27 protein-coding genes are annotated in these 25,353 nt (G+C 73.1%); 14 read left to right on the top strand and 13 right to left on the bottom strand.

Going from position 1 to position 25,353, the window contains the following annotated elements; all coding sequences use genetic code 11:
• The first annotated feature begins 96 nt into the window (after positions 1 to 96).
• Together VA596_RS26605 and VA596_RS26610 are read left to right on the top strand one after the other, a co-directional pair.
• Entirely contained in the window at positions 97 to 519 is a 423-nt protein-coding gene (locus VA596_RS26605; protein WP_323330883.1) for a tautomerase family protein, read from the top strand.
• Positions 520 to 542: 23 nt separating this feature from the next.
• Positions 543 to 1,406, top strand: a complete 864-nt coding sequence (locus tag VA596_RS26610) for an AraC family transcriptional regulator (RefSeq protein ID WP_323330884.1) — start codon at positions 543 to 545, stop codon at positions 1,404 to 1,406.
• Between the two features lie 3 nt (positions 1,407 to 1,409).
• Here the strand turns inward: VA596_RS26610 and VA596_RS26615 are convergent, their stop codons facing one another.
• Positions 1,410 to 2,984, bottom strand: coding sequence for an amidase (locus tag VA596_RS26615; RefSeq protein WP_410171927.1), 1,575 nt, complete (start codon positions 2,982 to 2,984; stop codon positions 1,410 to 1,412).
• Between the two features lie 75 nt (positions 2,985 to 3,059).
• Between VA596_RS26615 and VA596_RS26620 the strand changes: the two genes are divergently transcribed.
• Together VA596_RS26620 and VA596_RS26625 are read left to right on the top strand one after the other, a co-directional pair.
• The gene (locus tag VA596_RS26620) at positions 3,060 to 3,560 is read left to right on the top strand and encodes a DUF6630 family protein (RefSeq protein ID WP_323330886.1); all 501 of its coding nucleotides are present in this window, start codon (positions 3,060 to 3,062) and stop codon (positions 3,558 to 3,560) included.
• An 82-nt stretch (positions 3,561 to 3,642) separates the two neighbouring features.
• Entirely contained in the window at positions 3,643 to 4,389 is a 747-nt protein-coding gene (locus VA596_RS26625; protein ID WP_323330887.1) for a DUF899 family protein, read from the top strand.
• Positions 4,390 to 4,559: 170 nt separating this feature from the next.
• Here the strand turns inward: VA596_RS26625 and VA596_RS26630 are convergent, their stop codons facing one another.
• Entirely contained in the window at positions 4,560 to 5,411 is an 852-nt protein-coding gene (locus tag VA596_RS26630) for a hypothetical protein (RefSeq protein ID WP_323330888.1), read from the bottom strand.
• Positions 5,412 to 5,679: 268 nt separating this feature from the next.
• On the opposite strand from VA596_RS26630, the gene VA596_RS26635 reads away from it, so the two are divergent.
• Together VA596_RS26635 and VA596_RS26640 are read left to right on the top strand one after the other, a co-directional pair.
• Positions 5,680 to 6,360, top strand: coding sequence for a papain-like cysteine protease family protein (locus VA596_RS26635; protein ID WP_323330889.1), 681 nt, complete (start codon positions 5,680 to 5,682; stop codon positions 6,358 to 6,360).
• Positions 6,361 to 6,368: 8 nt separating this feature from the next.
• Positions 6,369 to 7,151 carry a hypothetical protein gene (locus tag VA596_RS26640; RefSeq protein WP_323330890.1) on the top strand — a complete coding sequence of 261 codons (783 nt, stop codon included), beginning with the start codon at positions 6,369 to 6,371 and terminating at the stop codon, positions 7,149 to 7,151.
• A gap of 14 nt (positions 7,152 to 7,165) precedes the next feature.
• On the opposite strand, the gene VA596_RS26645 is transcribed toward VA596_RS26640, so the two are convergent.
• Positions 7,166 to 7,714 (bottom strand): SRPBCC family protein, encoded by a 549-nt coding sequence (locus VA596_RS26645; RefSeq protein WP_323330891.1) that lies wholly within the window; start codon positions 7,712 to 7,714, stop codon positions 7,166 to 7,168.
• 59 nt (positions 7,715 to 7,773) lie between these two features.
• On the opposite strand from VA596_RS26645, the gene VA596_RS26650 reads away from it, so the two are divergent.
• Positions 7,774 to 8,244: a MarR family winged helix-turn-helix transcriptional regulator gene (locus VA596_RS26650; RefSeq protein ID WP_323330892.1), complete on the top strand. Its 471-nt coding sequence runs from the start codon at positions 7,774 to 7,776 to the stop codon at positions 8,242 to 8,244.
• A 3-nt stretch (positions 8,245 to 8,247) separates the two neighbouring features.
• Here the strand turns inward: VA596_RS26650 and wrbA are convergent, their stop codons facing one another.
• Entirely contained in the window at positions 8,248 to 8,874 is a 627-nt protein-coding gene (gene wrbA, locus VA596_RS26655) for an NAD(P)H:quinone oxidoreductase (RefSeq protein ID WP_323330893.1), read from the bottom strand.
• 105 nt (positions 8,875 to 8,979) lie between these two features.
• Here wrbA and VA596_RS26660 point away from each other — a divergent pair, with 105 nt between their 5' ends.
• Together VA596_RS26660 and VA596_RS26665 are read left to right on the top strand one after the other, a co-directional pair.
• Entirely contained in the window at positions 8,980 to 9,786 is an 807-nt protein-coding gene (locus VA596_RS26660) for an SAM-dependent methyltransferase (RefSeq protein ID WP_323330894.1), read from the top strand.
• Positions 9,787 to 9,788: 2 nt separating this feature from the next.
• A complete protein-coding gene (locus VA596_RS26665) occupies positions 9,789 to 10,178 on the top strand; it encodes a RidA family protein (RefSeq protein WP_323330895.1) in 390 nt (129 codons plus the stop codon).
• A gap of 657 nt (positions 10,179 to 10,835) precedes the next feature.
• On the opposite strand, the gene VA596_RS26670 is transcribed toward VA596_RS26665, so the two are convergent.
• From VA596_RS26670 to VA596_RS26680, 3 genes are read right to left on the bottom strand one after another with little or no spacing between them, the layout of a single operon-like run.
• Positions 10,836 to 11,135, bottom strand: a complete 300-nt coding sequence (locus tag VA596_RS26670) for an antibiotic biosynthesis monooxygenase family protein (RefSeq protein WP_323330896.1) — start codon at positions 11,133 to 11,135, stop codon at positions 10,836 to 10,838.
• A 3-nt stretch (positions 11,136 to 11,138) separates the two neighbouring features.
• Positions 11,139 to 12,320: an FAD-dependent oxidoreductase gene (locus VA596_RS26675; RefSeq protein ID WP_323330897.1), complete on the bottom strand. Its 1,182-nt coding sequence runs from the start codon at positions 12,318 to 12,320 to the stop codon at positions 11,139 to 11,141.
• 32 nt (positions 12,321 to 12,352) lie between these two features.
• On the bottom strand, positions 12,353 to 12,814 hold the full coding sequence (locus tag VA596_RS26680; RefSeq protein ID WP_323330898.1) for a MarR family winged helix-turn-helix transcriptional regulator: 462 nt from the start codon (positions 12,812 to 12,814) through the stop codon (positions 12,353 to 12,355).
• Positions 12,815 to 12,878: 64 nt separating this feature from the next.
• On the opposite strand from VA596_RS26680, the gene VA596_RS26685 reads away from it, so the two are divergent.
• Positions 12,879 to 13,490, top strand: a complete 612-nt coding sequence (locus tag VA596_RS26685; protein ID WP_323330899.1) for a DUF3159 domain-containing protein — start codon at positions 12,879 to 12,881, stop codon at positions 13,488 to 13,490.
• Here VA596_RS26685 and VA596_RS26690 read toward each other — a convergent pair.
• On the bottom strand, positions 13,487 to 14,812 hold the full coding sequence (locus VA596_RS26690; protein WP_323330900.1) for a DUF5919 domain-containing protein: 1,326 nt from the start codon (positions 14,810 to 14,812) through the stop codon (positions 13,487 to 13,489). The genes VA596_RS26685 and VA596_RS26690 overlap by 4 nt on opposite strands.
• 178 nt (positions 14,813 to 14,990) lie before the next feature.
• Between VA596_RS26690 and VA596_RS26695 the strand changes: the two genes are divergently transcribed.
• A complete protein-coding gene (locus tag VA596_RS26695; RefSeq protein ID WP_323330901.1) occupies positions 14,991 to 15,407 on the top strand; it encodes a hypothetical protein in 417 nt (138 codons plus the stop codon).
• Here VA596_RS26695 and VA596_RS26700 read toward each other — a convergent pair.
• From VA596_RS26700 to VA596_RS26710, 3 genes are read right to left on the bottom strand one after another with little or no spacing between them, the layout of a single operon-like run.
• Positions 15,382 to 17,967, bottom strand: coding sequence for a family 78 glycoside hydrolase catalytic domain (locus VA596_RS26700; RefSeq protein ID WP_323330902.1), 2,586 nt, complete (start codon positions 17,965 to 17,967; stop codon positions 15,382 to 15,384). The genes VA596_RS26695 and VA596_RS26700 overlap by 26 nt on opposite strands.
• Positions 17,964 to 18,422 (bottom strand): DUF3237 family protein, encoded by a 459-nt coding sequence (locus tag VA596_RS26705; protein ID WP_323330903.1) that lies wholly within the window; start codon positions 18,420 to 18,422, stop codon positions 17,964 to 17,966. Before VA596_RS26705 ends, VA596_RS26700 begins: the two co-directional genes overlap by 4 nt.
• Entirely contained in the window at positions 18,422 to 19,702 is a 1,281-nt protein-coding gene (locus VA596_RS26710) for an MFS transporter (RefSeq protein WP_323330904.1), read from the bottom strand. Before VA596_RS26710 ends, VA596_RS26705 begins: the two co-directional genes overlap by 1 nt.
• Positions 19,703 to 19,808: 106 nt before the next feature.
• Between VA596_RS26710 and VA596_RS26715 the strand changes: the two genes are divergently transcribed.
• The 3 genes from VA596_RS26715 to VA596_RS26725 all read left to right on the top strand — a co-directional run bounded on the left by VA596_RS26715 (position 19,809) and on the right by VA596_RS26725 (position 23,384).
• On the top strand, positions 19,809 to 20,600 hold the full coding sequence (locus VA596_RS26715; protein WP_323330905.1) for an IclR family transcriptional regulator: 792 nt from the start codon (positions 19,809 to 19,811) through the stop codon (positions 20,598 to 20,600).
• A 61-nt stretch (positions 20,601 to 20,661) separates the two neighbouring features.
• The gene (locus VA596_RS26720; protein WP_323330906.1) at positions 20,662 to 22,470 is read left to right on the top strand and encodes a glycoside hydrolase family 3 protein; all 1,809 of its coding nucleotides are present in this window, start codon (positions 20,662 to 20,664) and stop codon (positions 22,468 to 22,470) included.
• A 5-nt stretch (positions 22,471 to 22,475) separates the two neighbouring features.
• Positions 22,476 to 23,384 carry an alpha/beta hydrolase fold domain-containing protein gene (locus VA596_RS26725; RefSeq protein WP_323330907.1) on the top strand — a complete coding sequence of 303 codons (909 nt, stop codon included), beginning with the start codon at positions 22,476 to 22,478 and terminating at the stop codon, positions 23,382 to 23,384.
• Here VA596_RS26725 and VA596_RS26730 read toward each other — a convergent pair.
• Positions 23,362 to 24,093 carry an alpha/beta hydrolase gene (locus VA596_RS26730; RefSeq protein ID WP_323330908.1) on the bottom strand — a complete coding sequence of 244 codons (732 nt, stop codon included), beginning with the start codon at positions 24,091 to 24,093 and terminating at the stop codon, positions 23,362 to 23,364. The two genes, VA596_RS26725 and VA596_RS26730, sit on opposite strands and share 23 nt — an antisense overlap.
• Positions 24,090 to 25,349, bottom strand: a complete 1,260-nt coding sequence (locus VA596_RS26735) for an amidohydrolase family protein (RefSeq protein WP_323330909.1) — start codon at positions 25,347 to 25,349, stop codon at positions 24,090 to 24,092. The genes VA596_RS26730 and VA596_RS26735 overlap by 4 nt, the downstream gene beginning before the upstream one ends.
• Between the last annotated feature and the right edge of the window lie 4 nt (positions 25,350 to 25,353).

The following is a 25,353-nucleotide window of genomic DNA, read 5'->3' on the forward strand; positions in this document are numbered from 1 at the left end:
CAGACGGCGCTCTGGTGGAAGTGCGCCGCGCCCGGACCACTCAAGGATGACTGCGCCCCTTGAACCGTCCTGAACCGGCCGGAACGGAGAACCGCCATGCCCATGATCGACGTGTACGCCCCGGCGGGCGTCATCGGCGACAAGAAGAAGCTCGCCCAGGAACTCGCGCAGACGGTGATGCGGTGGGAAAAGGTCCCGGTGATCCCGTTCTTCACCGAGAACACCGCGGCCTTCGTGCACGAACTGCCCGCCGACGCGCTGTCGGACGCCGGGGGCGGCGGCGACCACGTCCGCGTCCAGGTGACGACCAACGCCGGCGCGCTGGACCGGGAGCAGCAGCTCGGCGTCGTCCAGGACATCACCGCCCAGGTCGCCGCGGCCGCGGGTGACCCGGGCCTGGCCGAGCGGACGTGGGTCGCGCTCACCGAGGCCGTTCCGGGCGGCTGGGGGATCGGCGGGCACGCCTACACGAACGAGGAGATCGTCCAGCACGTGCGTTCACTGCTCGGGAAGTCCTGACGGACGCTGGTACGAATGTCTTCATGACGGTTTCGGGTGAGGAGCGGCCCGCCTGGCGGGAGGTCGGCGGCCGGGTGGTCGAGCGCGCGGCGGGCGGCACCGCGCTCGCCCGGCTCGAAACCCTGGCCCGCACCTCGGCGGACCCGATCGGCTGGCGCTTCCGCCAGCCGGCCGCGGCGCTGTTCTGGTGGGGCTCCGGGGTGCGCGAGCTGCGGCTCGCGGTGGACGGCCGTCCCTTCCACGACGTCGTCACCGCGACCACCAGCCTCTGCTACATCCCGCCGGACACCGAGGTCACCGGCACCTTCGTGATCGACGGGCTGTGCCGCTACACGGTGCTGTTCCTCGACCCGGATCTCGCCGCGGACCACGACCTCCCGGCGCCGCGGCGCGCGCTCGTCGGGTTCGACCGGCCCCCGCTCGTCCGGGCCCTGCGCGAACTCGCCCAGGAGGCGGCGGAACCGGACGAGACGTTCGCCCTGTTCGTCGACGGCGTCGCCCGCCAGAGCCTCGCGCACCTGGTCCGCCTGACCCGCGACGCGGCGCCGGAACCACCCTCGGCCGGTCTGCCGCCGGGAACGGTGGCGCGTCTGGACGCCCACGTCCGGCGGAACCTCCGCGATCCCGTCACCGTCGGCACCCTCGCCGCGGTGGCCGGCTTCAGCCCGCGCCACTTCCTGCGTTCGTTCCGGCGCAGCACCGGCGTGACACCGATGCGCTGGGTCCTGGACCTCCGCCTGCGCGAGGCCGAACACCGGCTCGCCGGGACGTCCGATCCGATCGGCGTGATCGCCGCGGACTGCGGGTTCAGCCACCCGCAGCACCTCAGCACCGCGTTCCGCCGGGCGCGCGGCATCAGCCCGTCGGAGTACCGCGCGGCGCTCTGATCGTCAGCCGATGGTCGGGATGAAGGCCGGGGCCCGGCGGGCCGGGGCCGCCTTCTCGAACGCCGCCGCGAGCGCGAGGACCCGCGCGTCGGCCCAGCGTCCCGCGAAGAACGAGACGCCGATCGGGAGCGGGCCGGCGAACCCGGCCGGCACCGACACGTTGGGGTAACCCGCGACGGCCGCCGGGGTCGAGGAGCCGAGGACGAACGCGTCGCCGGTGCCGTAGGTCGTCTTCCACGCCGGGCTGTTGGTCGGCGCGACGATGGCGTCCAGGTGCTGCGCGGCCAGGGTTTCGTCGATCGACCGGCGGGCCAGCGACGTCGCCGTCGCGCGCTGGGCACGGTACGTGGGGTCGGCCGGGGACGGGGCGGCCGCCGCCTGCTCGAACAGCTCCTGGCCGAACTTCGACAGCTCGACCGGGTCCTTCCTGTTGAAGGCGATCAGCTCGTTCAGGTTCGCGGGGTGGCCCGGCCGATGAGTCAGGTAGGCGTTGACGTCGCGCTTGAACTCGGTGAGCAGCGCGGGGGACTCGGCGGCGCCGATCTGGTCCTGGTACGGCGGGTCGACCTCGACGACGGTGGCGCCGCGGGAGGTCAGCGTGCGGACGGCGTCCTGGACGACCCGGTCGACGTCGGCGTCCTGGCCGGCCATCCGCCAGACCCCGATCCGGGCGCCGCGCAGGGCGCCGGGACGCAGCAGGGCCGCGTAGTCGCGGGGCTGGTTCGCGGGGATCGCCGCCGTCGCCGGGTCCGCGGCGTCGCGTCCCTGCAGGACGGACAGCGTGATGGCGGTGTCGACGACGTGGCGCGCCATCGGGCCGGCGGTGTCCTGTTCGGCCGAGATCGGCACGACCCCGGTCCGGCTGACCAGGCCGAGCGTCGGCTTCTCGCCGACGACGTCGTTGGCGCCGGCCGGGCAGACGATCGAGCCGTCGGTCTCGGTGCCGATCGCGACCTGCGCCAGGGTGGCCGCCACGGCGGCGCCGGAGCCCGAGGACGAGCCGCACGGGTTGCGGTCGAGGACGTACGGGTCGTTCGTCTGGCCGCCGATCCCGGACCAGCCGGACGTCGCATGGGTGGAGCGGTAGTTGGCCCACTCGGAGAGGTTGGTCTTGCCGAGGATCACCGCGCCGCCGCGCTGGAGCCGGTCGACGAGGGCGGCGTCGGCGGCCGGACGGCTGCGGGGCAGGGCCCGCGAACCCGCGGTGGCCGGCAGCGTCCGGGTGTCGATGTTGTCCTTGAGCAGCACCGGGATCCCGTCCAGCTGCCCGAGGGTGTGACCGGTGCGGCGGCGGACGTCGCTGGCGGCGGCCGCGCGCAGGGCCGCCGGGTCGACGGCGACCACGGCGTGGACCTTGCCGTCCAGCGCATCGATCCGGCGCAGGTACGCCTGGGTCAGCGCCACGGCGCTCAGCCGTCCGTGGTCCATCCGCTGCTGGAGCTCGGGGATGGTGGCCGCGTCCAGGTCGAAGCCGAGCGACGGGCCGGGCTGGGCGGGTACGGCGGCCAGCGCGGGCACCGGGGCCGCGACGAGGCCGGCGAGAGCGAGCAGGACGGCGGTCGAGCGCAGTCGGATCACGGCGTACATGCCACTCCGGATCCCGGCGGGGGTCAAGCCGCCATTCGTCGTGCCCGGGTGCCATCATGGGCGCTCGTGACACCTCGCGACGCGCTCATCGCCGTGGCCGGCCTGCTCGCGCCGGACGTGGCGCAGGTCCGTGACCTGGCCGTGGCCGCACACGACGATCCCGGCGCCTACCTGCGCGACCACGCCGACCGGCTCGACGACCGCGGCATCGACGAGCCGTTCGAGCTGCTGGCCTGGATCGCGCTGGTGAACGCGCTCACCGACCACGGGCTGCTGGCCGAAGTGGACTGGAAGGAAGCGCCCGACGAGATCACCGGGCAGCTGCGGGTGCTGCGGTCCGCGCCGACGGCCGACGAGATCTGGACGTCGCTCGCCGAGGCCGAGCTGCCGACCTACGAGTTCCTCGTGCTGGCGGGGGAGCGGCTGGCCGGGGCGGGCACCGCGCTGGCCGTCCTCGACATCGAGTCCGACTGCTACCCGCTCGTGCTCCTGCCGGCCGCCGGCGCCGGTGACCTGACGGCCCTCGCCGCGGCGGCCGGGTTCACGGCCACGGTGCTCCCGGCTTAGAAGGGTTTCCGGGCGGTGTCGAAACGGCGTGGGTGAGTTCGTTGTGTCCGTGTAGGAGCACCGGCACCGAACGGAGAGACCCGTGACGAACCCGCCCGTCGTCGACCTGGCCACCTGGCAGCACGCCCGTGACGAGCTGCTGGTCCGAGAGAAGGCCCACACCCGCGAGGGCGACGCCATCGCCGCGGCCCGCCGCCGGCTGCCGGTGGTGGAGTTCGACGCCACGGCCGAGGTCACCGGACCGGGCGGCCCGGTCCCGTTCACGGACCTGTTCCAGGGCCGCGACGAGCTCGTGGTCTACAAGCACATGTGGCACGACGGCGCGCCGCACCAGGGACAGTGCGAGGGCTGCACCACCACGGCCTGGCACATCCGGGACGCCGTCTACCTCAACGCCCGCGGCGTGTCGTACGCCGTGCTGACCTCGGGACCGTGGGACGAGGTGGCCCCCTACGTCGAGTTCATGGGCTACACCGAACCCTGGTACTCGGTGCGCGACGTGCCCGCGCCGGTCGGTGGCGAAATGGGGTTCATCACCTGCTTCCTGCGCGACGGCGACCGCGTGTTCCTCACCTACTCGACGACGGGCCGGGGCAACGAGCGGGTCAATTCGTCGATGGGCCTGCTCGACATGACCCCGTACGGCCGCGGGGAGTCCTGGGAGGGCAACCCGGAGTGGCACGAGTCCGAGGGCCGCCACGCCTGCTGGTCCTGGCGCTCGGACGCGGACGGCGCCGCGAACTGGGGCCCGACCAGCAGGCCGGTGCCACAGTGGACCCGCCCCGGCGCGGGCCCGGTGGAGACCCTCGGCCGGCAAGGCGGCCACTGACGCCGGTGGCTTAGACGGTTATCGGCCGGTACCGAAGTGGACTCGCCCCGGCGCGACCCCCGTCGAGACACCCGGCTGGCAGGGCGATCACCCACACTCGTCGCTCGGACGGTTGCCAGCCGGCCCCGCTGCGACCCTCGGCCGGCGAGGCGGCCACTGACACCCGTCCCTCAGACGGGCTCCGCCGTCTCCGCGGCGGGCGCCTGGTGGGCGGCCGCGTAGTGCGCGGTGCCGATCGCGCCCGCGACGGCGAGTACGAACCCGGCGATGGCCGCGGCCGTGAAGCCGTCGCGGACGCGGTCGTCCAGGATGGTCACGCCGATCAGGGACGACACGGCGGTGTTGGTGGTGAACATCGTCGCGGTGACGGCGGTCGCGCGGCCGCGTTGCAGGGCCATCGCGAACACCACCGCGGCGACCAGGCCGTTGGCGATCATCGCCCAGATCGCCGGGTCCAGCGCGACCCGCCAGGCCGGGCCCGACGTGTCCAGGGTCCGGGCGGAGATGCCCACGACGCTGAAGCCCAGGCCGCCGCAGAACCCGAGGATCGGCGCCGACCAGCGGCGGTCGTGGCGCTGGATGTAGAAGCCCGTCGCCGCGATCGGCACGGCCGCGGCCAGCAGCAGGTACTTGGCGAAGGTGGGCAGCAGGTGCGCGGGACCCGGGTCCGCGGACAGGCCCAGCAGGACGAGCCCGGTCGCGCCGACGCCCAGCGCGGCCCAACCGGCCGACGCCAGCCGGATGCCGAGGAACGCGGAGATCGTCGCGGTGACGCCGACGCTGAACGCCAGCACCGACTGGACGAGGAACAGCGGCAGCCGGTGCAGCGCCGCCGCGGCGAAGACGAAGCCCAGCAGGTCCACGCCCACCCCGAGGAAGTAGAGCGGCTGGCTGCGCAGGGCGACGAGATCCTGGGGCGCGCCGCCGTAGGCACCGGCCCGCCGCACGCCGGCGGACTCCAGGATCGAACCGCTGCCCGACGCGACGGCGGCCAGCAGGGCGAGGACGTAACCGAGGATCACCGGTCGAGTCTGTCAGCCCGCTTGCCGCCGGGATCCGAAAGGCCCGGAAACCGCACGCGGCGCACCCATAACACCTGGCATAACACCGAGGCGGGGAAGTCCGCCGCGCGCCGCGAACTCGGCGTCCTGACCAGCGGATACGTGACGCGGGCCACCGCACGGCCGGCCGGTCGTTTACTCGTCGTTTACCGACTTGCGTCGGTTGTTGGAGATTTTCTCCTGCCGCACAGTGATGGTTCCCCTTTCCCTTTGCTGCAAGGAGAAGCTCGTGGTCATCGCGCTGGACAAACGAATGACGGGCCTGGTTCTCACGTGTGGTGCGGTCGTGGTCACGGCCACGCTCGCGCTCACCCCGGCGGCCGGGGCCCAGCCGGTCGAGCCGTCGGCGCCGAACGGCGTGACGCTCACCCACCCCCTCGGCGACAACGCCGCCCTGCGCCTCCCGGCGAACGTGGCCCGCGACGCCCAGGCCGCGCGCAGCCTCGACTACAGCCAGCAGGTGCAGCAGAACGACGAATGGTGCTGGGCCGCCGACGGCGCGAGCATCGAGCAGTTCCACGGCGCCTCGACGTCGCAGGACGAGTTCTGCGCCGCCGGCAAGGGCACCACCGCGGGCAACTGCCCGAACCAGGCCGCGCAGATCGGCGAGATCGTCAACGGCTTCCGCGGCACCGGGTTCTCCGCGAGCAGCGCCGGGGGAGCGGTGTCGTTCTCGACGATCACCCAGCAGATCGACGCCGGGAACCCGGCGCTCACCGGGATCTACTGGACCTCCGGCGGCGGCCACGCCGAGGTGATCTACGGCTACGACGCGGGCAACCAGTCGATGAACGTCGGCGACCCGTGGCCGACCTACCAGCGCTACCGCACGCAGTCCTACAACGACTACCTCCGCAACAGCGAGTTCACCTGGGGCGACACGGTCGTCGGCATCACGGGCGGGCGGTGAGCTAGGCCATGACCAGGTCTGCGACGAAGATCCTGACGGCGGTGGTGCTGGCGCTGGCGGCCCCGGCCGGGTTCGGCGCGGCGGCCTCGGCCGCGCCACCCGTGTGGGTGCCGGTGCCGGCCGCCCAGGTGGCGGCGGCGGTGACCGCGGCCCACTCGGACCGGGCGATCAGCTTCGCCAGGACCAACTTCCGCAGACCTGGTCAGCCCGACCCGGGCGTCATCACCGTGGCGGACACGGGCGTCCCGGCCTACACCCTCGACCCGGCGTTCGTGCGGGGCGACGGCGACGGCCGGGTGGCGGTCCTCGAGTACGTCGCGGTCGTCGCGCGCGCCCAGGACGGCCGCACCGCCACCATCCAGGCGGCCCCGGACGCGCAGGCGGGGTGGCAGGTCGGCAGCGTCCTCTCCGGGGACGACGAGACCCGGCTCGCCACCCGGCTGCCGGCCGGTGCCGTCCTGCTCGACGAGCCGCAGATCAACGGCTGGTACGCGCTGGGCGCCGACGGCGTCCGGCTGCTGCAGGCCAGCCTGCCGCAGACGCCGGTCGGCGCGTTCGTCCCGCTGCCGGACTACCAGCGCCAGGTCCACGACCGGTATGCGGACAAGCAACCCGGCTCCCAGTACCAGCGCGACGGCGGCCTCGGCTTCGCCCGGCACCCCGAAACGGCCGCGGCCGGAACGTCGGGGTGGTGGTGGTCCGGCCTCGTCGCGCTGCTGGCGATCGTCCTCATCGTCCTGTTCGCTCGCCGGAAGTCTTGGCCCAGGAAGGAAATGTCCGGGAACCCGTGACGGCGGTGCCGGGGTCAGGGCGCCCGCAGCCGGTCGCGCAGACCGGCGGCGAGCCCGGCCACCGTCAGCAGGTCGAGCAGCCCGCCGCCGTACTCGGCCAGCCACGGCCGTCGCGCGCCGCTGAGCCGGAAGCGGAGGTGGACGCGGGTGGTGCCGTCGCCGTCGTCCGTGAGGCGGATCGCCCAGCTGATCTCCAGGCGGCCGCGGGTGGAACGGTGGACGAGGGTGTGCGGCGGGTCGTGGGTGACGATCTCGAAGGTCGCGTCGCGGCCGCCCCAGTCGTCGATCACGTCGCCCGGGCTCAGGTGCTGCAGCGCGGGGTCGAGGCGGCGCAGCGCGCGGCGGCGCCGGGGGAGGAGCGCCTCGATCCCCGTGGGCAGGTACCAGCCGGCGCGGTTCTTGCCGAGCTGGGCGAACCACGGCCAGACCCGCTCGGGCGGCGCGTCCAGGGTGAACCCCCGGTCCATCACGACGTCCGGGCGGGGGACGAGGTCGTCGCCGGGCACGGTGGCGGCGACCTCCTCCGCGCGCGGTGCCACTCCGAAGCCGATCACCTCGACCACCACCATTCCGTATCGAATGAAACCGTATCACCCGACGCCCTTTGGGGTAGGGTGCTCGCATGACCGGTAAGCCCAGGACCCGCGCCACCGACCGCCCGGGGGACGTGTCCCCGTTCGCGCTGGGGCTGCTGCTGCGCCGGGCGCACGCCCGCGCGGCGGGGGCGATGGCCGCCGCGATGCGCCCGCACGGGCTGGAGCTGCGGCACTTCGCCGTGCTGATCATCCTTGCCGACCGCGGGCCGACGACGCAGCGCGACCTGGTCGAGGCGACCGGTTCGGACAAGGCCGGGATCATGCGCGTCGTCGACGACCTGGAGGCGAAGGGGTTCGCGGTCCGCAACGCCGTGCCGGGCGACCGTCGGGTGCGCGAGGTCGAGATCACCCCCGACGGCGTGAAGGCCTTCGACGCCGCGCACGAGGACGCGCTCGCCCCGGCCGAAGAGCTGGTCTCGCACCTGCGGGCCGGCGAGCCGGCGAAGCTGATGGACCTGCTGACCAGGTTCACCTATCCGCCCGGGGGCGAGGCGTAGGCGTCACACCGCGGCGAGCCCGTGCCTGAGGGCCGCGGCCATCGTCGCGACCCGGTGGCCCTGCGAGCGGGCCGCCGTCAACGCCGTTTCGCCGACGGCGATCGAGCCGTCGTCGCCGGTGACATGGCTTGCACCGTAAGGGTTTCCGCCGGAGTCGTCGTGGTGGTCCTTGTACCCGGGCGGGACGATGACGCCGCCGAAGTGGTAGACGGAGTTGTAGAGCGCCAGCAGCGTCGACTCCTGGCCGCCGTGCGCGGACGCGGTCGAAGTGAATCCACTGTAGACCTTGTCTGCGAGCAGATCGCGCATCCAGAGCCCGGACAGGGTGTCCAGGAACTGCTTGAGCTGGCTCGCGACGTTCCCGAACCGCGCCGGGGTGCCGAACACGATCGCGTCGGCCCAGAGCAGGTCGTCGTGGGTGGCCACCGGGATGTGCCCGGTGCCGGCCAGGTGCTCGACCCAGGCGCCGTTGCGGGCGATCGCCTGTACGGGCGCGATCTCCTCGACCCGCCGCAGCCGCACCTCCGCCCCGGCGTCGGCGGCGCCGGCGCGCACGGCGTCGGCGAGGGTGAAGATCGTTCCGGTCGCGGAGTAGTAGACGACGGCGACGTGACAGGTCGGCTCGGACATGACCGCTCTCCTCGTTGATTCATCACTCGGTGAATCCTTCACGACTGAACGTATCACATGATACCGTCGCGAACGCAACCAAATGACTTCGACGGGAGGAGGCGTATGGACCTGGACGGGATCGACGCGATCGGGCGGACCGCGTTCGAGGTGGCGCTGCTGCGCGCGGCCGAGGACCGCCGCCCGGACCGGCTGTTCGCCGATCCGTGCGCGCGGCTGTTCCTGGACGCCGCCGGGATCACCGGGGAGAAGCCCGAATTCGCCGCGGTGATGGGACCGCAGGTCGCCGTGCGGACGCGGTTCCTGGACGACGCGCTGCTGTCCGGCGAGGCTCGGCAGGTCGTGCTCGTGGCGTCCGGAATGGACGGACGTCCATGGCGGCTCGGCTGGCCCGGCGGCACCGAGGTCTTCGAGATCGACCAGGCCCCGGTGCTGCGGTTCAAGGACGCCGCCGCGGCGTCCTTGACGGCTCGGTGCGTCCGGCGTCCCGTCGTCGCCGACCTGCGTTCGGACTGGGCGGTGGCCTTGCAGGAGGCCGGGTTCCGCCCGGAGCGGCCCACGGCGTGGCTGACCGAGGGCCTGCTCTACGCGCTGGACGAGGCCGCCGCGGACGGGCTGCTGTCGACGATCACCGGGCTCAGCGCGACGGGCAGCACAATCGCGTTCGACCACGTCGAGGCCAGCGATGCCCTGCGAACGGCGATCGGGCCCGAGTTGCTGCGGTTGTGGCGGTCGGGGCCGACCGATCCGGCGCGGTGGCTGACCCGGCATGGCTGGGAGCCGGACGTGAGTGACCTCGCCGACATCGCCGCGAAATACGGGCGGCGGATCCACCTGGCCTACGACCCGGCGGCCGGTGGCACGGCGCGGGCCTGGCTGGGCCGTGCCGTGTTACTTGGACAAGAAAGGTGATCATGAGTGTAACGAAGTTCGTCACCCACCCCGACGGCGTGCACCAGCCGCCGGGCAACGCGTTTTCGCACGCGGTCGTCGCCGGCGGCCTGGTGCACACCTCGGGCCAGGTCGGCATGAGCCCGGACGGCCTGCTGCTGGACGGTTTCGAGGGCCAGGCGAAGCAGGCGTTCGAGAACCTGAAGGTGGTGCTCGAGGCGTGCGGCGCCGGGCTGGCCGACGTGGTGAAGGTGACCGTCCTGGTCGCCGAGACCGCCGACGTCCGCAAGTACCTCCCGCTCGCGGCGAAGTACCTGGCCCACCGCCCGGCGAGCACCCTGCACGCGGTGAAGGCCTTCGCCATGCCGGGACTGCTGTTCGAGGTGGACGCGGTCGCGGTGCTGCCGCGTTGAGAGGGCGGTGCCGGGGGAGGTGCCCCGGCACCGCTCATCCCGCTGGTTGGTGGCTCGCCGGCGCCGTGGGCTGTTGTGCGGCCGGGTGGGTGGACGCCATGCGAGCTTCGGCTGTTGTTCGAGGTGCCCGCGGTCACGGTGCTGCCGCGCTGAGAGAGCGGTGTCGGGGGAGGTGTCCCGGCGCCGCTCATCCCCGCTGGTTGGTGGCTAGACGACACCGTGGGCTGGTGCATGGCCGAGTGGACGGGCGCCATGCGAGCCTCGGCCGTTGTAGAGGTGGCTGCGGTCGCCTCGCTGGGGAGGTGGGAGTGCCGGGGGCCCCCAGCGCCGATCATCCTGCCGCCACCGTGGTTCGGTGACACCGTGAATTGCTGTGCGGCAAGGTTTGCCGCGGTCACCTCGCGGAGGAGGCAGGTGTCCTGGGAAGCCGTCCCCGGCGCCGCTCATCCCGCCGCAGCCGTGGCTCGGTGGCACCGTGGACTGCAGTGCGGCGGTCACCTCCCGAGGAGGTGGGAGTGCAGGGGGACCGTCCCTGGCACCGCTCATCCCACCGTCACCGTGGTTTGGTGGCGCCGTGAATTGCTGTGCGGCCAGGTGGGCCGCGGTCACTCGCTGAGACGGCAGCAGCGCCGGGCAACCGTCCCCAGCACCGCTCACTCACTCCGCCGCCTCGTGGCTCGACGACAGCGTGAACTGCTGCACCACCGGCCGCGCGATTGCCCACGCGGCTGCCATCCGTGCCCGCACCGCCGGGTCGGCCGTCATTGCGCGCACCGCTGCCGCGTTGGTCCAGTGGGCGTGGTTGACCACCGTGGTGCCGTCGGGGGTGGCCAGCAGGTCCGCCGTCAGGAAACCGGGCTGGTGGCGCAGCACCTCCTCCGCGTTGGTGCGCAACAGGTCCAGGAGTTCCTGCTGCCGTCCGGGCGGCACAGCAAAGGTCGAGATCACCACGAGCACGGCTCAGCGCACCGGGAACATGCGCTGCTTGACCGGCGGCAGCGCTTCGGCGAGGCGCAGCACCGTCCGGAAGGCGTGCCGCGGCAGCCGGGACGTTGTCGCCGCGCCGCGGGCGTTGCGGGTGGACAGCGCCAGCGCCGCGTTGGCGTAATCGCGCATCTCGTCTTCGTAGGCCCGCACGCCACCGCCGCCGGCCAGGTGACGGCGCAGCGTGTCGGCGTCGCGCAACGCCGTGTTGGCGCCGATTCCGGCCATCGGGGTCATGTTGTGGATCGCGTCGCCCAGCAGGGTGACGGCCGTGGGTGCCCAGTGCGGCAGCTCCGGCATCGTCTTGAGCGGGATCGCCGCGAGGGTCGCGGGGTCGGTCTCGGCGATGATCCGCCGGAGCGGGGGTGCCCAGGTGGCGGTCCGTTCCTGGACCAGTTCGCGCAGGTCGACGACGTCGAGGTCGTCCGGGTACGTCGAGCGGTCCGCGGCCCACGCCCACACGACGTACCGCGCCTCGGCGCCGGCGTCCCAGGTGGACAGGAACATCCAGCCGGGTCGCGCGGGCACGACGTTGTTGACGGCGCCGTCGATCAGCGTCTCCGGCAGGGCGCTCGCCAGTTCGGGGGTGAGCCGGACGCGGCCGGCGATGTTGACGATGCCCAGGTCTTCACGCCGGAGGCCGGGCAGCCGCTGCTCGCGGACGCGGGAGTTCGCGCCGTCGGCCCCGACGAGCAGGTCCGCCTCGATCGCGCGGCCGTCGGCGCCGTGCACGCGGACGCCCTCGCCGGTGTACTCGAAGCGGTCGAACGCGGTGCCCCAGCGGATCACGTCGTCGCAGCCGAGGAGCAGGGCGTCACGCAGCGCGTCACGGTTCACCGCCCGCCGTCGTGTGACGGGATCCGTGTTGGCCGGGGTGCCGGTGTGGTCGCGCTCGGCGAGCACCCGCAGGTCCTGGTCGTGAAAGCGGACGATGTCCGGCGCCAGGGTCGACGTCTCGACCAGCCGCGCCCAGTTCTCCCCGGGGAGACAGGTGTGCAGGGCGCGCAGGCCGTCGGCGTTGAGGTGGATGCCGTAGCTGGCCGGCCGGGCATCCCGGGTCGGGTGGCGTTCGAGCACGACGACGTCCACGCCGCCGCGGCGCAGTCCGTGGGCCAGGCACAGGCCGCCGAGCCCGGCGCCGGCGATGACGACTCGCATGAAGGTTCTCCCTCGTCGATGGATCAGGTGGATCAGGCTTCGCCGGGAAAGGCGAGCCGGGTGAGCAGGTCGAGCAGGAGCCGGACGTCGCCGAGGCCATCACTCAGGCGTGCGGCGACAGGCTCGGCGTGGCGGTGGGCGGTGTCGAACACGGCCGTCCCGGCGGGGGTCGGGGTGATCGTGTGCACCCGCCGGTCGCCGGGGCGCGGATCGCGGGTGACGAGCCCGGCGCGTTCGAGGTCGTCGACGACGCGGACCATCGTGGCCTTGTCGCTGCCGACGGCGCCGACGAGCGCCCGCTGGCTCATCGGCCCGCCGTGGTGGAGCGCGACGAGCACGATGAAGTGCCGGAACTCCAGCCCCAGCGGCCGCAGGACGCCCAGCAGCTCCGCGGCGACGCGGTCGTGGGCGCGCCGCAGCAGCAGGCCGAGGGCGAAGGGGGACTCGTCCCCCGGTCCGTCCGTCGCTCTCGCCGTGCACAGCTGCATCGTCATGACCGAGAACGTATCAGTCGATACGACCTTGCGCAAGAACGTTTCATGTGAGACGTTCTCTGGTGTGAACACGAACCAGGAAGTCCGCGTCCCGTCCGAACCCGCGGCGCCGCCGCGCAAGAACCGCTGGGAAGGAATCGTGGTGACCGCCGCGCCGACGGTGGCCTTCGTGGCCGCCAACGCCGTCGGCGATCTCACCGCCGGCCTGGTGACCGCCGCGGTCACCGCGATCGCCGCGTTCGGCTGGCGTCTGTACCGGCGTCAGCCGGTGCGCCAGGCCGTGCTGGGCCTGCTGCTGGTCGCGGCGTGCGCGGTGGTGGCGGCCGTCACCGGCGAGGCGCGCGGGTTCTTCCTCATCCCCGCGCTGATCCCGTTCGCGGTCATCGCCGTCTGCGTCACGACCGTCCTCATCGGACGCCCGCTGACCGGCCTCATCCTCAACCGGGTCGCCGGCGGCCCCGCCGACTGGCGGTCGGTGCCCCGGCTAAGGCGGATCTACACCGTCTCGACGCTCACCTGCGCGGCGGTCAACGTCGTCAACGGCGCGCTCCAGGTGATCTACTACCAGGGCAACCAGCCGTTGGTCCTGGGCGCGGTGCACATCGCGACGGGTCCGGTCTTCGCCGTCATCGTCGCGGTGACGGTCGCCTGCGTCCGGCGCGCCCGGCGCGGCTAGTCCGTAGGCACGCTTCTTGAGAGTTCATGGGGTATGGCGTTGTTCCACAGCGCTTCGGCCTCGTCGAGAAAGGTCTGGTAGCCCGGGGCACCGGGCTGGAGAACGAATTTCGGTTCCCCGGGCGCCTGGTACGTGTAGTACTCGGCGAAGACGGCAGACAGCGGGCCGGTGCGCTCCGGGTGGCTGTCCGTGGCGATGACGCCGACGGCGATCGGGTGCGGGACGAGCCGGACGGTCAGGTCGCCGTCCGTCGTCGTCTTCAGCTCGGCCAGCAGCCGCAGGGTGTGGCGCACCCGTTCCCGGGCGCTGGCGGGTGACCGCTCCGCGTAGTAGCGCGCCGCGGCCGCGTCGATCGCCGCCGACTCGGGGTCGATGAGAACGAACCGGACCTCGGCCCCGCGCTTGAGGAGCTTTTCCAGCCGGGAGTAGTGGTTGTTGACGAAGGTGTTGCGGGCCATGCCGGTGAGAAACAGATCGCCGGCGCCCTCGATCGCCCGCTCCAGCTCGGGGCCGAAACTTTCGCTGAAGACCGGGCGGCGGGCGCGGGCGAGCTGCTGCGCGGTCGACAGCGGCCAGGGCGTGCCGGCCTCCCACAGCCGCTCGGCTTCGGCGGCGAAGTGCTGGTACCAGGGCGCGTCCTGCGGTTCGAGGACGAACACCGGCGATGCCTCGCCGACCGGGTGGTACTCGTAGTGCTGGATGCAGACCAGCCCGCGCGGCCCGGAAACGTCGAGGCAGTTGAACCCCGCGGACGAGATCCGGGACGAGACGCGCACCTCCAGCCGCCCGGTGGTCTTGGCCCGCAATGTTGCCAGGTCTTCCAGCGTCGTCATGATCCGCTGGCGCAGCCGGCCGGGGCCGAGGCTCTGCGAGATGCGGCGGTCGGCGGTTTCGATGAGCGGATCGTCGGTCGGGTCCAGGACGAGCACGCGGACGCGGCCGCCGGCTTCGAGTATCGCGAGGATGTCGCTGCGCATGCCCTGCACGGTCCGGGTCATCGAGTGGCCGATGAGCAGGATGTCGAACGCGCCGGCCCGCCGGGGGATGAGGTCGACCGGGAACTTGGTTTTGAACAGGGCAGTCGGGCCGGCCTGGTGCGAGCGCCGGATCTGCTCGGTCAGGCGCCGGGACCTGATCTGGGAGAAGGCAAGCAGCGCCAGCAGCGCGAGGACCACGGACGACAACGTCTTCACATCGGAGATGCCGGTCGCCCCGAGCACGGTGAACGCCAGGGCGACCACGCCCAGGAGGTAGAGATCGAGGTTGTCGTCGTTGATCACCCGGACCAGGGACCGCCTGATCCGGCCGTGCTCGTCCGCCACGCAGCGCCACCTCCCCAGTCGCGGTCCACCCTATCCGTACCGCAGCGTGCGTAGGGAGGGTTCACGCATACGGCGGCGGACGTACGCGCGAAGCCGCCTCTCGACCGGCGACGGCGGTGTGCCCGGCCCGGGACACTTTGCGCGTCAAGGCATCCGTGACGGATCGAAGGTGGCGCTCATGACCGGGACAGTGCTCGGCGAACGGACGAAGGCGGGCTGGGCGTGGGCGATGCGGGTCGCCGCGACCGGGGAGGTGCTGCTGGTGCTGCTGCAGGCGGCCACCGCGGGGCAGCTGCTGGAGGGGGTGGCCTCGGCACGGACCCTGCACGGGGCCGGGGCGATCCCGGTGTCCGTGTTCGCGGTGGCCGAGCTCGTCGTCGCCGCGGTGCTGTGGCGGCAGGGGCGTAGTCCCGCGTGGCCCGTGTGGGCGAGCGCGGCCCTGGTCGTGATGACGGTCGTGCAGGCGATGCTCGGCGGGATGGGGAACCGGGCGCTGCACGTGCCGTTCGGGGTGGGGCTGGTGGTGCTGGCGTCGGTGCTGGCCGCGTGGTCCTGGCGGTCGCGTCCGTCTACTGTGGAGCGAGCGGCGCCGTGAACGTGTGCCGTCCCGGGCCTTCGGTCGTGGCTCCGCTGGGAAGCCGGATCTCGGCGCGGGTTCCGGGCGGTACCTCGACGGTGAGCCGCAGCTGGTCGCCGCCGCGGTGCCACGCACTGCGGATCGGGCCGTAGGGGCTGAGGTGCTCCGCTTCGGCCCGGTCCAGGCCGCCGCCCGGACGGGGCTCGACGATGAACCGGCGGTACCCGGCCTCTTCGGGGCCGGGGTCCTCGGGCAGCCGGATGCCCGCGATGTGCGTGTACAGGAACGAGATCGCGGCACCCTTGCTGTAGTGGTTGAGCGAACCCCGGACCTCGCCGCCGTCGACGGCGTCCCAGCGTTCCCAGAACGTCGTCGCGCCGCGGTCGAGCATCTCCAGCCACGACGGGATTCCCGTCGACAGCAGCACCCGGTAGGCGACGTCGAGGTAGCCGTGGTCGGCGAGCGCGGGCAGCAGCAGGCCCGTGGTGAGGAAGCCGGTGCCGACGTGGTCGCCGGCGTCGGCGACCAGCGAGGCGAGGCGGGCGGCCACGGCGTCGCGCAGGTGCGAGGGCACCAGCCCGAACGCGAGCGCCCGGACGTGGTTGCCCTGCGTGGACTCGCCGAGCGTGCCGAGGTACTCGCGCTGCCACGCGTCCCGGACGCGGTCCGCGAGCCGCCCGAACCGGACGGCGTCCGGCGCGTGGCCCAGCAGGGCGGCGACGCGGCCGAGCACCCGCGCGGAGCGGGCGAGGTAGGCCGTCGCGACGATGCCGTGGTCCGCCGTCGGGTTGGGGTTCGGCGGGACGCCCGGCTCGAGCCATTCGCCGAAGTGCCCGCCGGTGTCCCACAGGAACTCCTCGTGCGGCCGCGGACTCCCCGCGCGATCGGGGTGACGCCGTTCGCGCGCGGACGCCGCCGCGTACTCGACCCAGCGGACCATCGACGCGTACTGTCGGGCCAGGAGCTCCCGGTCGCCGTAGGCGCGCCAGAGTTCCCAGGGCACCAGCACGGCCGCGTCACCCCAGCCCGCGGACCCGGCCATCGCGTCGGTGAACGGGTTCCCGGACGGGCCGTCACCCGCGGGGTCGGGCGTGATCGTCGGGACGCGGCCGTCGGGCCACTGGTCGGCGGCCAGGTCGTTCAGCCACTTCGCGGAAAACCCGGCGACGTCGTGGGTCAGGGCGGCGGTGGCGACGTACACCTGCCAGTCGCCGGTGAACCCGGAGCGTTCCCGCTGCGGGCAGTCGGTCGGGACGTCGCAGGCGTTGCCGCGAAGGCTCCACACCGCGGCTCGGTGCAAGGCCTCGAGACGGGCGTCGCCGCACCGGAACCAGCCGGCCTCGGGGAGGTCGGTGTGCACGACGACGGCGGTGATGTCGGACGCGGCGAGCGCGCCCGGCAGCACGTCGAGCTGGACGTAGCGGAAGCCGTGGGTGGTGTGGCGCGGCTCGAAGACGCCCGGGCCCGCCGACACCACCGTGTCGACCTGCCCGGCGGGCAGGAGCTGTTTGGTGGCGAAGTCGAACGCCCGCAGGTGGTCGGTGGTGACCCGGCCGTCCGGGCCGAGGTGCTCGCCGTGGGTCAGCCTCAGCCGGGTGCCGGCCGGGCCGAGGTCGCACAGCCGGACCCAGCCGGTGAGGTTCTGCCCGAAGTCCACGACCACGCTCTCGCCGACCCGGCTGATCGAGACCGGCGGGATTTCCTCGATCCGCCGCACCGGCGGCGCTTCGGTGAGCACTAGCTGGTCCGGCCCGCCGTCGCGAACGCGTGCCGTGCGCCAGCCGGGCGCGTCCAGGCCCACGGAACCCGGTGCGGGCCGCCGGAAGTCGGTCGCCTGGCCGTCCATCAGGTCCGCGGTGATCCGGCTCGGCCGCGACCACCAGCCCGGGCCGGTGGTGACCGTGGTGACGCCGTCGACCTCCAGCACCAGCCACGCGGCGACGCGGTCGCCGAAGCCGTCCGCGGCGCGTTCGAACCCGTGGCGGCCGCGGAACCAGCCGTCGGACACCAGGAACTCGATCGCGTTGACGCCCGGCCGGAGCAGGGCGCGCACGTCGAAAGGCTCGACCTGGAGCCGCTTGCGGTAGGCGGTGAACCCCGGCGTCAGCTCGAGGTCGCCGACGCGGGTGCCGTTGACGAACAGTTCGTAGATCCCGTGCGCGGTCGCCCACGCCGTCGCGGTCTCGACCGGCTCGGCGAGCGTGAACTCGTGACGCAACTGGTGCGCGGGGCGCAGTCCGGGCGGCGCGAGCACCGGCTCGTGCGGCTCGATCCACATCGCCGTCGCCGTGGGCAAGGTGACGACGGCCCAAGGCGCGGGCTCCGACCAGTCGCTCTCTCCGACGTCCGTCCAGACACGGACCTGCCACGCCGTGGCCCGGCGCTCCGGCAGCTCGACGAGCACCGACTGGTCGCTCTCGCACCGGCCCGACGTCCAGTCCGGGCCGGTCAGCCGCACTTCGTACGCGTGCTGCACGGCCGCGCCCTCGGGCAGCCACCACGAAAGCCGAGGACGTGGTCCCGACGGCCGGCCCGGCGTGAGGTGGTCGAGCCGCAGCCGGGTAGGCGCGCTGCTCACGTCAGCCGGTAGAGGTCGTAGCGGACGGTGTCCGGGGTGCGTTCCGCCGACGCCACCAGGACAGCGGCGGACAGCCGCCGCTCGACCGCACCGGAAACCGTTACGGTCAGCCGGAATTCGTACCGGGACCGGTCGACGCGCTCCCCGCGGGCGAGCGCGGCCAGCACCTCGGGCGGCCCGGTGCGGACGCCGGTGGAGGTGATCGAGACGAGCCCCTCGCCGGTCTCGACTTGGTAGCGCGCCTCGACCAGCGTGGTGCCGTCGGGCAGGATCCGCTGCCAGTCCGCGCCGACCGGCCGGATCCGCCCGGCGAGCCCCGGGCCGTCGAACTTCCCGCCGATGATGGGGACGACCCGGCGGTGTCCCTCGAGCGTTTCGCCGACGTCCAGGGGTTCGCCGAGTTCGACGACCGCGCTGCTGACGTACTCGAGTGCGGGCGCGGCGAACAGTGGCACTAGCGCACCTTCCGGATCGGCAGGATCAGCACCGCGCCGAGCAGCCCGGCGACCGCGCCCGCGATGAACAGCGCGGGGAAGTTCTGCGGCACGGCGGCCGTCGCGCCGATGGCGAGGATCGCCGGGGCCAGCGCCGGCACGATCGACGTCGGCAGGTTGCCGGCCAGGTTCATCAGCCCCAGGTCCTTGGCCGTGTCGTCCGGGTGGGGCAGCACCTGGGTGATGAGGGCGATGTCGACGGCGAAGTAGACACCCTGGCCGAGGCCGATGATGCCCATCGCGACCAGGAACAGCGGGTAGGTGCTGGTGAAGGTGGCGAACAGCAGCCCGATCCCGAAGATCACGGCGGCGGTGACGACGAACGGCTTGCGGCGCCCGACGCGGTCGGAGATCTTGCCGGCCAGGGGAGCGAACAGCAGGGCCGCGCCGGTGAGCACGAGCGTGGACAGGAAGACCGCGTTCGCGATGCCGGCCGGCGAGATGTGGAAGACGTTCATCAGGTAGAAGGCCTGGTACGCCTGGATCGCGGCGACGCCGAAGAAGATCAGCAGCCGGCTCAGCCAGGTGTAGCCGAAGTTGGGGTGGCGCACCGGGTTCACCCAGAAGGTGCGGGGCAGGTCGCGCCACGCGAACGCGGGCCGCTCCTCCGGCGACAGGCGCCGGTCCCGCATCGTGAAGGTGAGCAGGAGCGTGCCGAGGACCGCGAGCCCGGCCGGCAGCAGGATCATCGCGGGCAGGTTCGGGGCGACCAGCTGCGCGATGAACAGGCCGACCACCGCGCCGACCGGCAGGCTCAGCCCGACCACCGCGGACGCCGGGCCGCGGCAGTCCGGCGGCAGCTGGTCGGGGATGACCGAGGTGAACGCGACGGTGGCCGCGCTCGCCCCGACCGTCGTGCAGCTCGCCGCGACGGTCAGCGCGAACGTCGTGGTCCCCAGCTGCAGGCCGATCGCGCCGAGGGTGAACAGGACGGCACCGAGCAGGAGGAACGGCCGGCGCCGGCCGAACCGGCCCGTGGTCCGGTCGCTCAGCCTGCCGAACACCGGGAAGGCCACGAGGGAGCACAGGGCGCTGATGCTGGTCACGATCGACACCATCGTCGTGGCGCCCGCCGGGTCGAGCAGGGTCGCCTTGACCGACAGGGTCAGCACGGCCGGGACGAGCACGGCCATCCCCGCACCGACCGCGGCGAAGGCGAAGAAGAAGAGGAACCCGCGCCGGGGTCCGGGAAACGCCGCTCCCGCGGAGGACGTGGACTCTTGGCGGAAAGAAGTACTCATCGTTGGGCACCTTTCGCGTCTCGGTCGGCTGACCTGCGGGGAAGGATGAGCGCCTCGCGCGGTGTACCGTGAGGGGGATGCCAATCAATGGAACACCGATGTCGATATGACCGATTCCGCGCGGGTGCGGGGCCGCCGTCCGGCCCAAGGCGAACCGGTCGTCGATCGCGCCCTCTCCCTGCTGGCGACGTTCGACGCGGAGCATCGGACCCTCACCCTGGCGGAGCTGAGCCGGCGGGCCGAGATCCCGCCCAGTTCGGCGTTGCGGCTCGCGAACCGGCTCGTGGACTGGGGTGCGCTGGAGCGGGACGACGCCGGCCGGTTCTGCGTCGGGCTCCGGCTCCTGGAGGTCGCGACGCTCGCGCCGCGCGGCCACGGCCTGCGGCAGGTGGCGCTGCCGTTCATGAACGACCTCGCCGAGGTGACCCACCAGCACGTCCAGCTGGCGGTGCGCGACGGGATGCAGGCGATGCTCGTCGAACGGCTTTCGGCGCACCAGGCCGCGCCGGTCGACTACCGGATCGGCGGGCGGCTTCCCTTGCACTCCACCGGTGTCGGGCTCGCGCTGCTGGCTTTCGCGCCGAAAGAGGTGCAGGAAGAACTGCTCTCGAAGCCGGTCTACAGCGAGCCGGACAACCGCCTGATCGCCGCGGACGTCCTGCGCCGCACGCTGGCCGACGTCCGGCGCGAGCGGCTGGCGATCTTCCGGCGGGAGGACGAGCACGAGTCGATCGTCTCCGTCGCCGCGCCGGTGTTCGGCCGCGACGACGTCGTGCTGGGGGTGGTGGGCGTCCTCGTCCCGAAGCGCGTCGCCCAGCCGCGCCGGCTGGGGCTCGCGGTGCAGACCACCGCGCGGGGCATCTCCCGCGAGCTCGGCGCCGCCGCCACGCGCCTCTGACGCTGCCATTCAATGGCATGGACGTAGGTGGGCGCGCCCGCGTGCGGTCATCCTCGGCGCCATGCTCCCTGTGCTCGACGACAACGGCGTCGCCTTCCGCGATCTCGACGGCGACGGGGTGATGGCCCCCTACGAAGACCCGCGCCGCCCGGCGGAGGAACGGGTGCGCGACCTGCTCTCCCGGATGACGGTGGTGGAGAAGGCCGGGTTGCTGTGCCACGCGCCGGTGTCGGTGGCGCCGGACGGCGGGCTGGTCGACGCCCCCGCCGGGCTGCTGCCGACGGCGCCCACGACGTCCGTGCTGCGCGACGGGCACCTGCGCTGCCTGAGCCTGATGGCCCCGGTCGCCGCCGGGCCGCTGGCCCGCTGGCACAACCGGGTCCAGGACGTCGCGGCGCACAGCCGGCTGGGGATCCCGGTGCTGCTGTCGTCGGACCCGCGGCACTCGGCCACCGAGAACCCGCTGACGTCGGTGGCCTCCGGCGGGTGTTCGCGCTGGCCCGAGCCGCTCGGGTTCGGCGCCCTGGACGACGAGGAGCTGGTGCGCGCGTTCGCCCGCACCGTGCGGGCGGAGTACACCGCGGTCGGCATCCGGCTGGCGCTGCACCCGATGGCCGACCTGGCCAGCGAGCCGCGCTGGGCGCGGATCTCCGGGACCTTCGGCGCCGACCCGGACGTCGTCGCGCGCCTGGCCGCGGCCTACGTCGAGGGCCTGCAGGGACCGGCGCTCGGCCCGGGCTCGGTGGCCGCGATGGTCAAGCACTGGCCGGGCGCGGGGCCGCAGGCGGGCGGGCTCGACGCGCACTTCGCGTCCGGGCCGGACCAGGTCTACCCGGCCGGGCGGTACGAGCTGCACCGCGACCGGTTCCGCCCGGCGCTGCGGGCCGGGGCCGCGGCGGTGATGCCGTACTACGGCCGTCCGGTGGGCGTGCCGGGGCTGCGTGAGGTCGGGTTCGCGTTCGACCCGGAGGTGGTGGCCGGGCAGCTTCGCCGCGGCGAAGGCTTCGACGGCCTGGTGTGCACGGACTTCGGGCTGCTGACCGACAGCGTGCTGGCCGACGGGACGGTGTGGCCCGCGCGGGCCTGGGGTGTGGAGCACCTCGACCGCACCGAACGCGCGTTGCTGCTGCTGGACGCCGGGGTCGACCAGTTCGGCGGGGAGTGGTGCCCCGAGGTGATCACGGGCCTGGTGGCGGCGGGCCGGGTGCCCGAAGCGCGGCTCGACGAGTCCGCGGGCCGGGTCCTGACGCTGATGGTCCACTTGGGACTGTTCGAGAACCCTTACGTCTCCGAGGAAACCGCGGTCTGCACGGTCGGCCAAGCGGACTTCGCGGCCGCGGGCGCGGCGGCCCAGCGGCGGTCGATGGTCCTGCTCGACTCCGGAATCCTGCCGCTCGCCGAGGGCATCCGGCTCTACGTCGAAGGCGTCGATCCGGCGGTCGCGGTCCGGTACGCGTCCCTTGTGGACACCCCGGCCGCGGCCGACGCGGCGCTGGTGCGCATCGGCACGCCCTACGAGGCCGCGCGGCAGCTGCCCGAGGCGTTCTTCCACCAGGGACGGCTGGACCTGCCGGACGACCGCCGTGATCAGCTGGTCTCCTTGGCCGCGACGGTGCCGACCGTCGTGGACGTCTTCCTCGAGCGCCCCGCCGTCCTGCCTGAGATCGCGTCGGCCGCGGACGCGCTGCTCGCCGACTTCGGCGCGTCCGACGAAGCCGTGCTGGACGTCGTCTTCGGCCGCGCGCGGGCCGAAGGCCGGTTGCCGTTCGAACTGCCCCGCTCGATGGCCGCCGTCGAGGCGCACCCCGAAGACCTGCCCGGCGGGACCGCCGACCCGCTCTTCCCCCTCGGACACCCCCAGAAAGGCTGAGCCGCATGCCGATCCACCCCGCCGTCGCCGGGAAGCTCCCGCTGCTCGACGGCGTCCCGTCGTTCGAGGCGCTGGTGACCGACCCCGCGTTCCGCGACCGGATGATCCGGTTCATGACGCCGTCCGTCGGCGGCCCGCCGCCGGCCGTCGAGACCCGCGACGAGAAGGTGCCCGGTCCGCACGGGCCGGTCCCGGTCCGCGTCTACGCACCCGGCGACGGGCCGTGCCTGGTGTGGCTGCACGGCGGCGCGTTCAAGATGGGCGACCTCGACATGCCGGAGGCGGACTGGGTGGCGCGCGAGATCGCCGGCCGCGCGGGCGCGACGGTGGTCAGCGTCGACTACCGGCTCGCCGTCCCGTACCCGGTTCCGCACGACGACGTCGTCGCCGCGGTCCGCTGGGTCCGCGACACCCTGGGCCCGCCCCGGATCGTGCTGGGCGGCGCCAGCGCGGGCGGCAACCTCGCGGCGGGTGCGGCCCTGCGCCTGCGCGACGCCGACGGCTGGCAGCCCGCGTCGCTGGCCCTGGTGTACCCGGTGCTGCACCCGGAACTCCCGCCCCCGCCGGCGTCCCTGACCCAGCTCATGACCGAGGTGCCGCCGCTGCTGCACTTCCCGCCGGCCGAGGTCCGCTCGATCACGGAGGCATACCTCGGCGGCTCGGTGAGCAGCGCGGACGGCTACGCGATGCCGGGCCTGGCCGTGCTGGCGGACCTGTGCCCGACCCTGCTGCTCACGGCGGAGTACGACGACCTGCGGCCGTCGGGGGAGCGGTTCGCGGGAGCCCTGGCGGCCGCCGGAGTGGACGTCCACCACGTCCAGATCCGCTCGATGCTGCACGGCTTCCTGGGCCTGCCCTCGGCGATCGAGCCGGTGGACCGCGCCTTGACGCTCATCGCGGAAGCTGTCGCCTGAGGAACTCCGCGGAGCGGTCGACGATCGCGCCGACGTCGCGGGCGTCCGTCCACATGTGACGGGCGCCCGGTACCAGGTCCAGCTCCACCGGCGCACCGGCCGCCCGCAGTACCTCGGCCAGCCGGACGCTTTGGGTGGCGGGCACGAGATCGTCGGCGTCGCCGTGCATCAGCAGGATCGGCGGGGCGTCACGGCGTGCGAAGGTGATCGGGCTCGCCGCTCGCGCCCGCTCGGGATCCGCCGAGGGGGCCACACCGAGCAGTTCCGTCTCGCGTGAGTCGTCGGCGGCGCCGGTGAGGTCGCCGGCCAGGCCCAGGAAGTCCGTCGGCGGGTACCACGCGACGACACCGTCGACGTCGCCGCCGTCCAGGGCCGTCAGCAGGGCCAGGTGGGCGCCCGCCGACTCGCCCCACAGGAACGTCCGGCTGCAGTCCACTTCGGACCGCAGCCAGGTGATCGCCGCGCGGACGTCGTCCAGCTGCGCGGGAAAACGCGCCTCGCCGCTGAGCCGGTAGTCCGCCGCGGCGACCGCGAAACCCCGCTCCGCCAAGGTCGAGCACAGGTTCGCGGGGATCGTCGTCCGCCGCGAGCCGCGCCGCCAGCCGCCGCCGTGCAGGTACACGATCGCCGGATGCGGGCCGGGGCCGGACGGCAGGTGGAGGTCCAGCTCCAGCGGGCGGAAGCCGAGGACTTCGCGGTAGACCGTCACGCGGCGGGCGCCTTGTGGAACCGGCCGCCCTGCATGATCGCCAGGAGATTGTCCTTGTCCTGCAGCAGGGTCACGTCGAGAGTCGGGTCGCCGCGCACCACCAGGACATCGGCGAGGTAGTCCTCCGTCAGGACACCGACCGGCATGTCCAGCACCTGCCCGCCGTACTGCGTGGTGGCGCGCAGCGCCTCGGCGGGGGAGTAGCCGAACAGCCGCACGAACAGCTCCAGATCCCGCGCGTTGCGCCCGATCGGGTTGTTCGGGAAACCGTAGTCGCCGCCGGGCAGCACCCGCAGGCCGCGTTTGCGCAGCTCCGGGTAGAGCTGTTCCATCGCGGCCAGCGACTTCACCGACCCCATCTTCTCCGCCAGCGCCGCGTCGATGCCGAATTCGGCGCCCTCGTGGACGTTCGCCCACATGATGCCGACGGCGGGGGACAGGAAGATCTCGTCCTTGTGCTCCTCCAGCAGGTCGATCGCCTCCTGGTCGGCGTAGGAGCAGTGGTAGACCGACCGGAACCCGCTGCGCACGGCCAGCTTGATCGACTCGGGCGACTGCGCGTGGCAGTTGAGCCACACCCCGGACTCGCGGGCCTGCTCGCCCGCCGCGGCGGCCTCTTCGGCGCTGTACTGCGTGACCATCGAGCCGCCCTCGAAGAAAACGTCGTCGTTGCTCATCAGCAGCTTGACGCTGTCGAAGCCGAGCGCGGCCTGCTCACGGATGAACGCGCGGACCGCCTCGGGCCCGATCTCCTTCGGAGTCGGGCCGTCCGGGCCCATCTGCACCGGGTTGTTGTCCCGCTCGAACGACGCCGCGCGCATCCGGGGACCGGGGACGAGACCCGCGGCGATGCGGTCGCGCAGCCGGACCTCGGTCGGCACCGGCGTCAGCGAGCCCGCGGAGTACGCGCTGGTGAAGCCGTGGTCCAGGAGGATCCGCGCGTTGCGCTCGGCGAGCGCGAGGTGCTCGTCGGGCGTCGGCATGTGGTGGAAGAACGAGACGTCCAGCGGCGGGTTGAACGACGGGTCGACGTGCCCGACCGCGGACGGGAACGTCAGGTGCGCGTGCGACTCGATCAGGCCCGGCATGACCGTGGCGCCGCGGCAGTCGACGACCCGGTCGCCCGGCTCCGGTTCGACGCCCGCGCGCACGGCTTCGATCCGGTCGCCGCGCACCGCGACGTCACCCGGCACGGCCGGGGAGCCCGTCCCGTCGAACACCCGGCCGCCGGTGAAGATCACCCTGGTTTCGCTCATTTTT

This window comes from Amycolatopsis heterodermiae (assembly GCF_034929455.1).
Taxonomy (GTDB): domain Bacteria; phylum Actinomycetota; class Actinomycetes; order Mycobacteriales; family Pseudonocardiaceae; genus Amycolatopsis; species Amycolatopsis heterodermiae.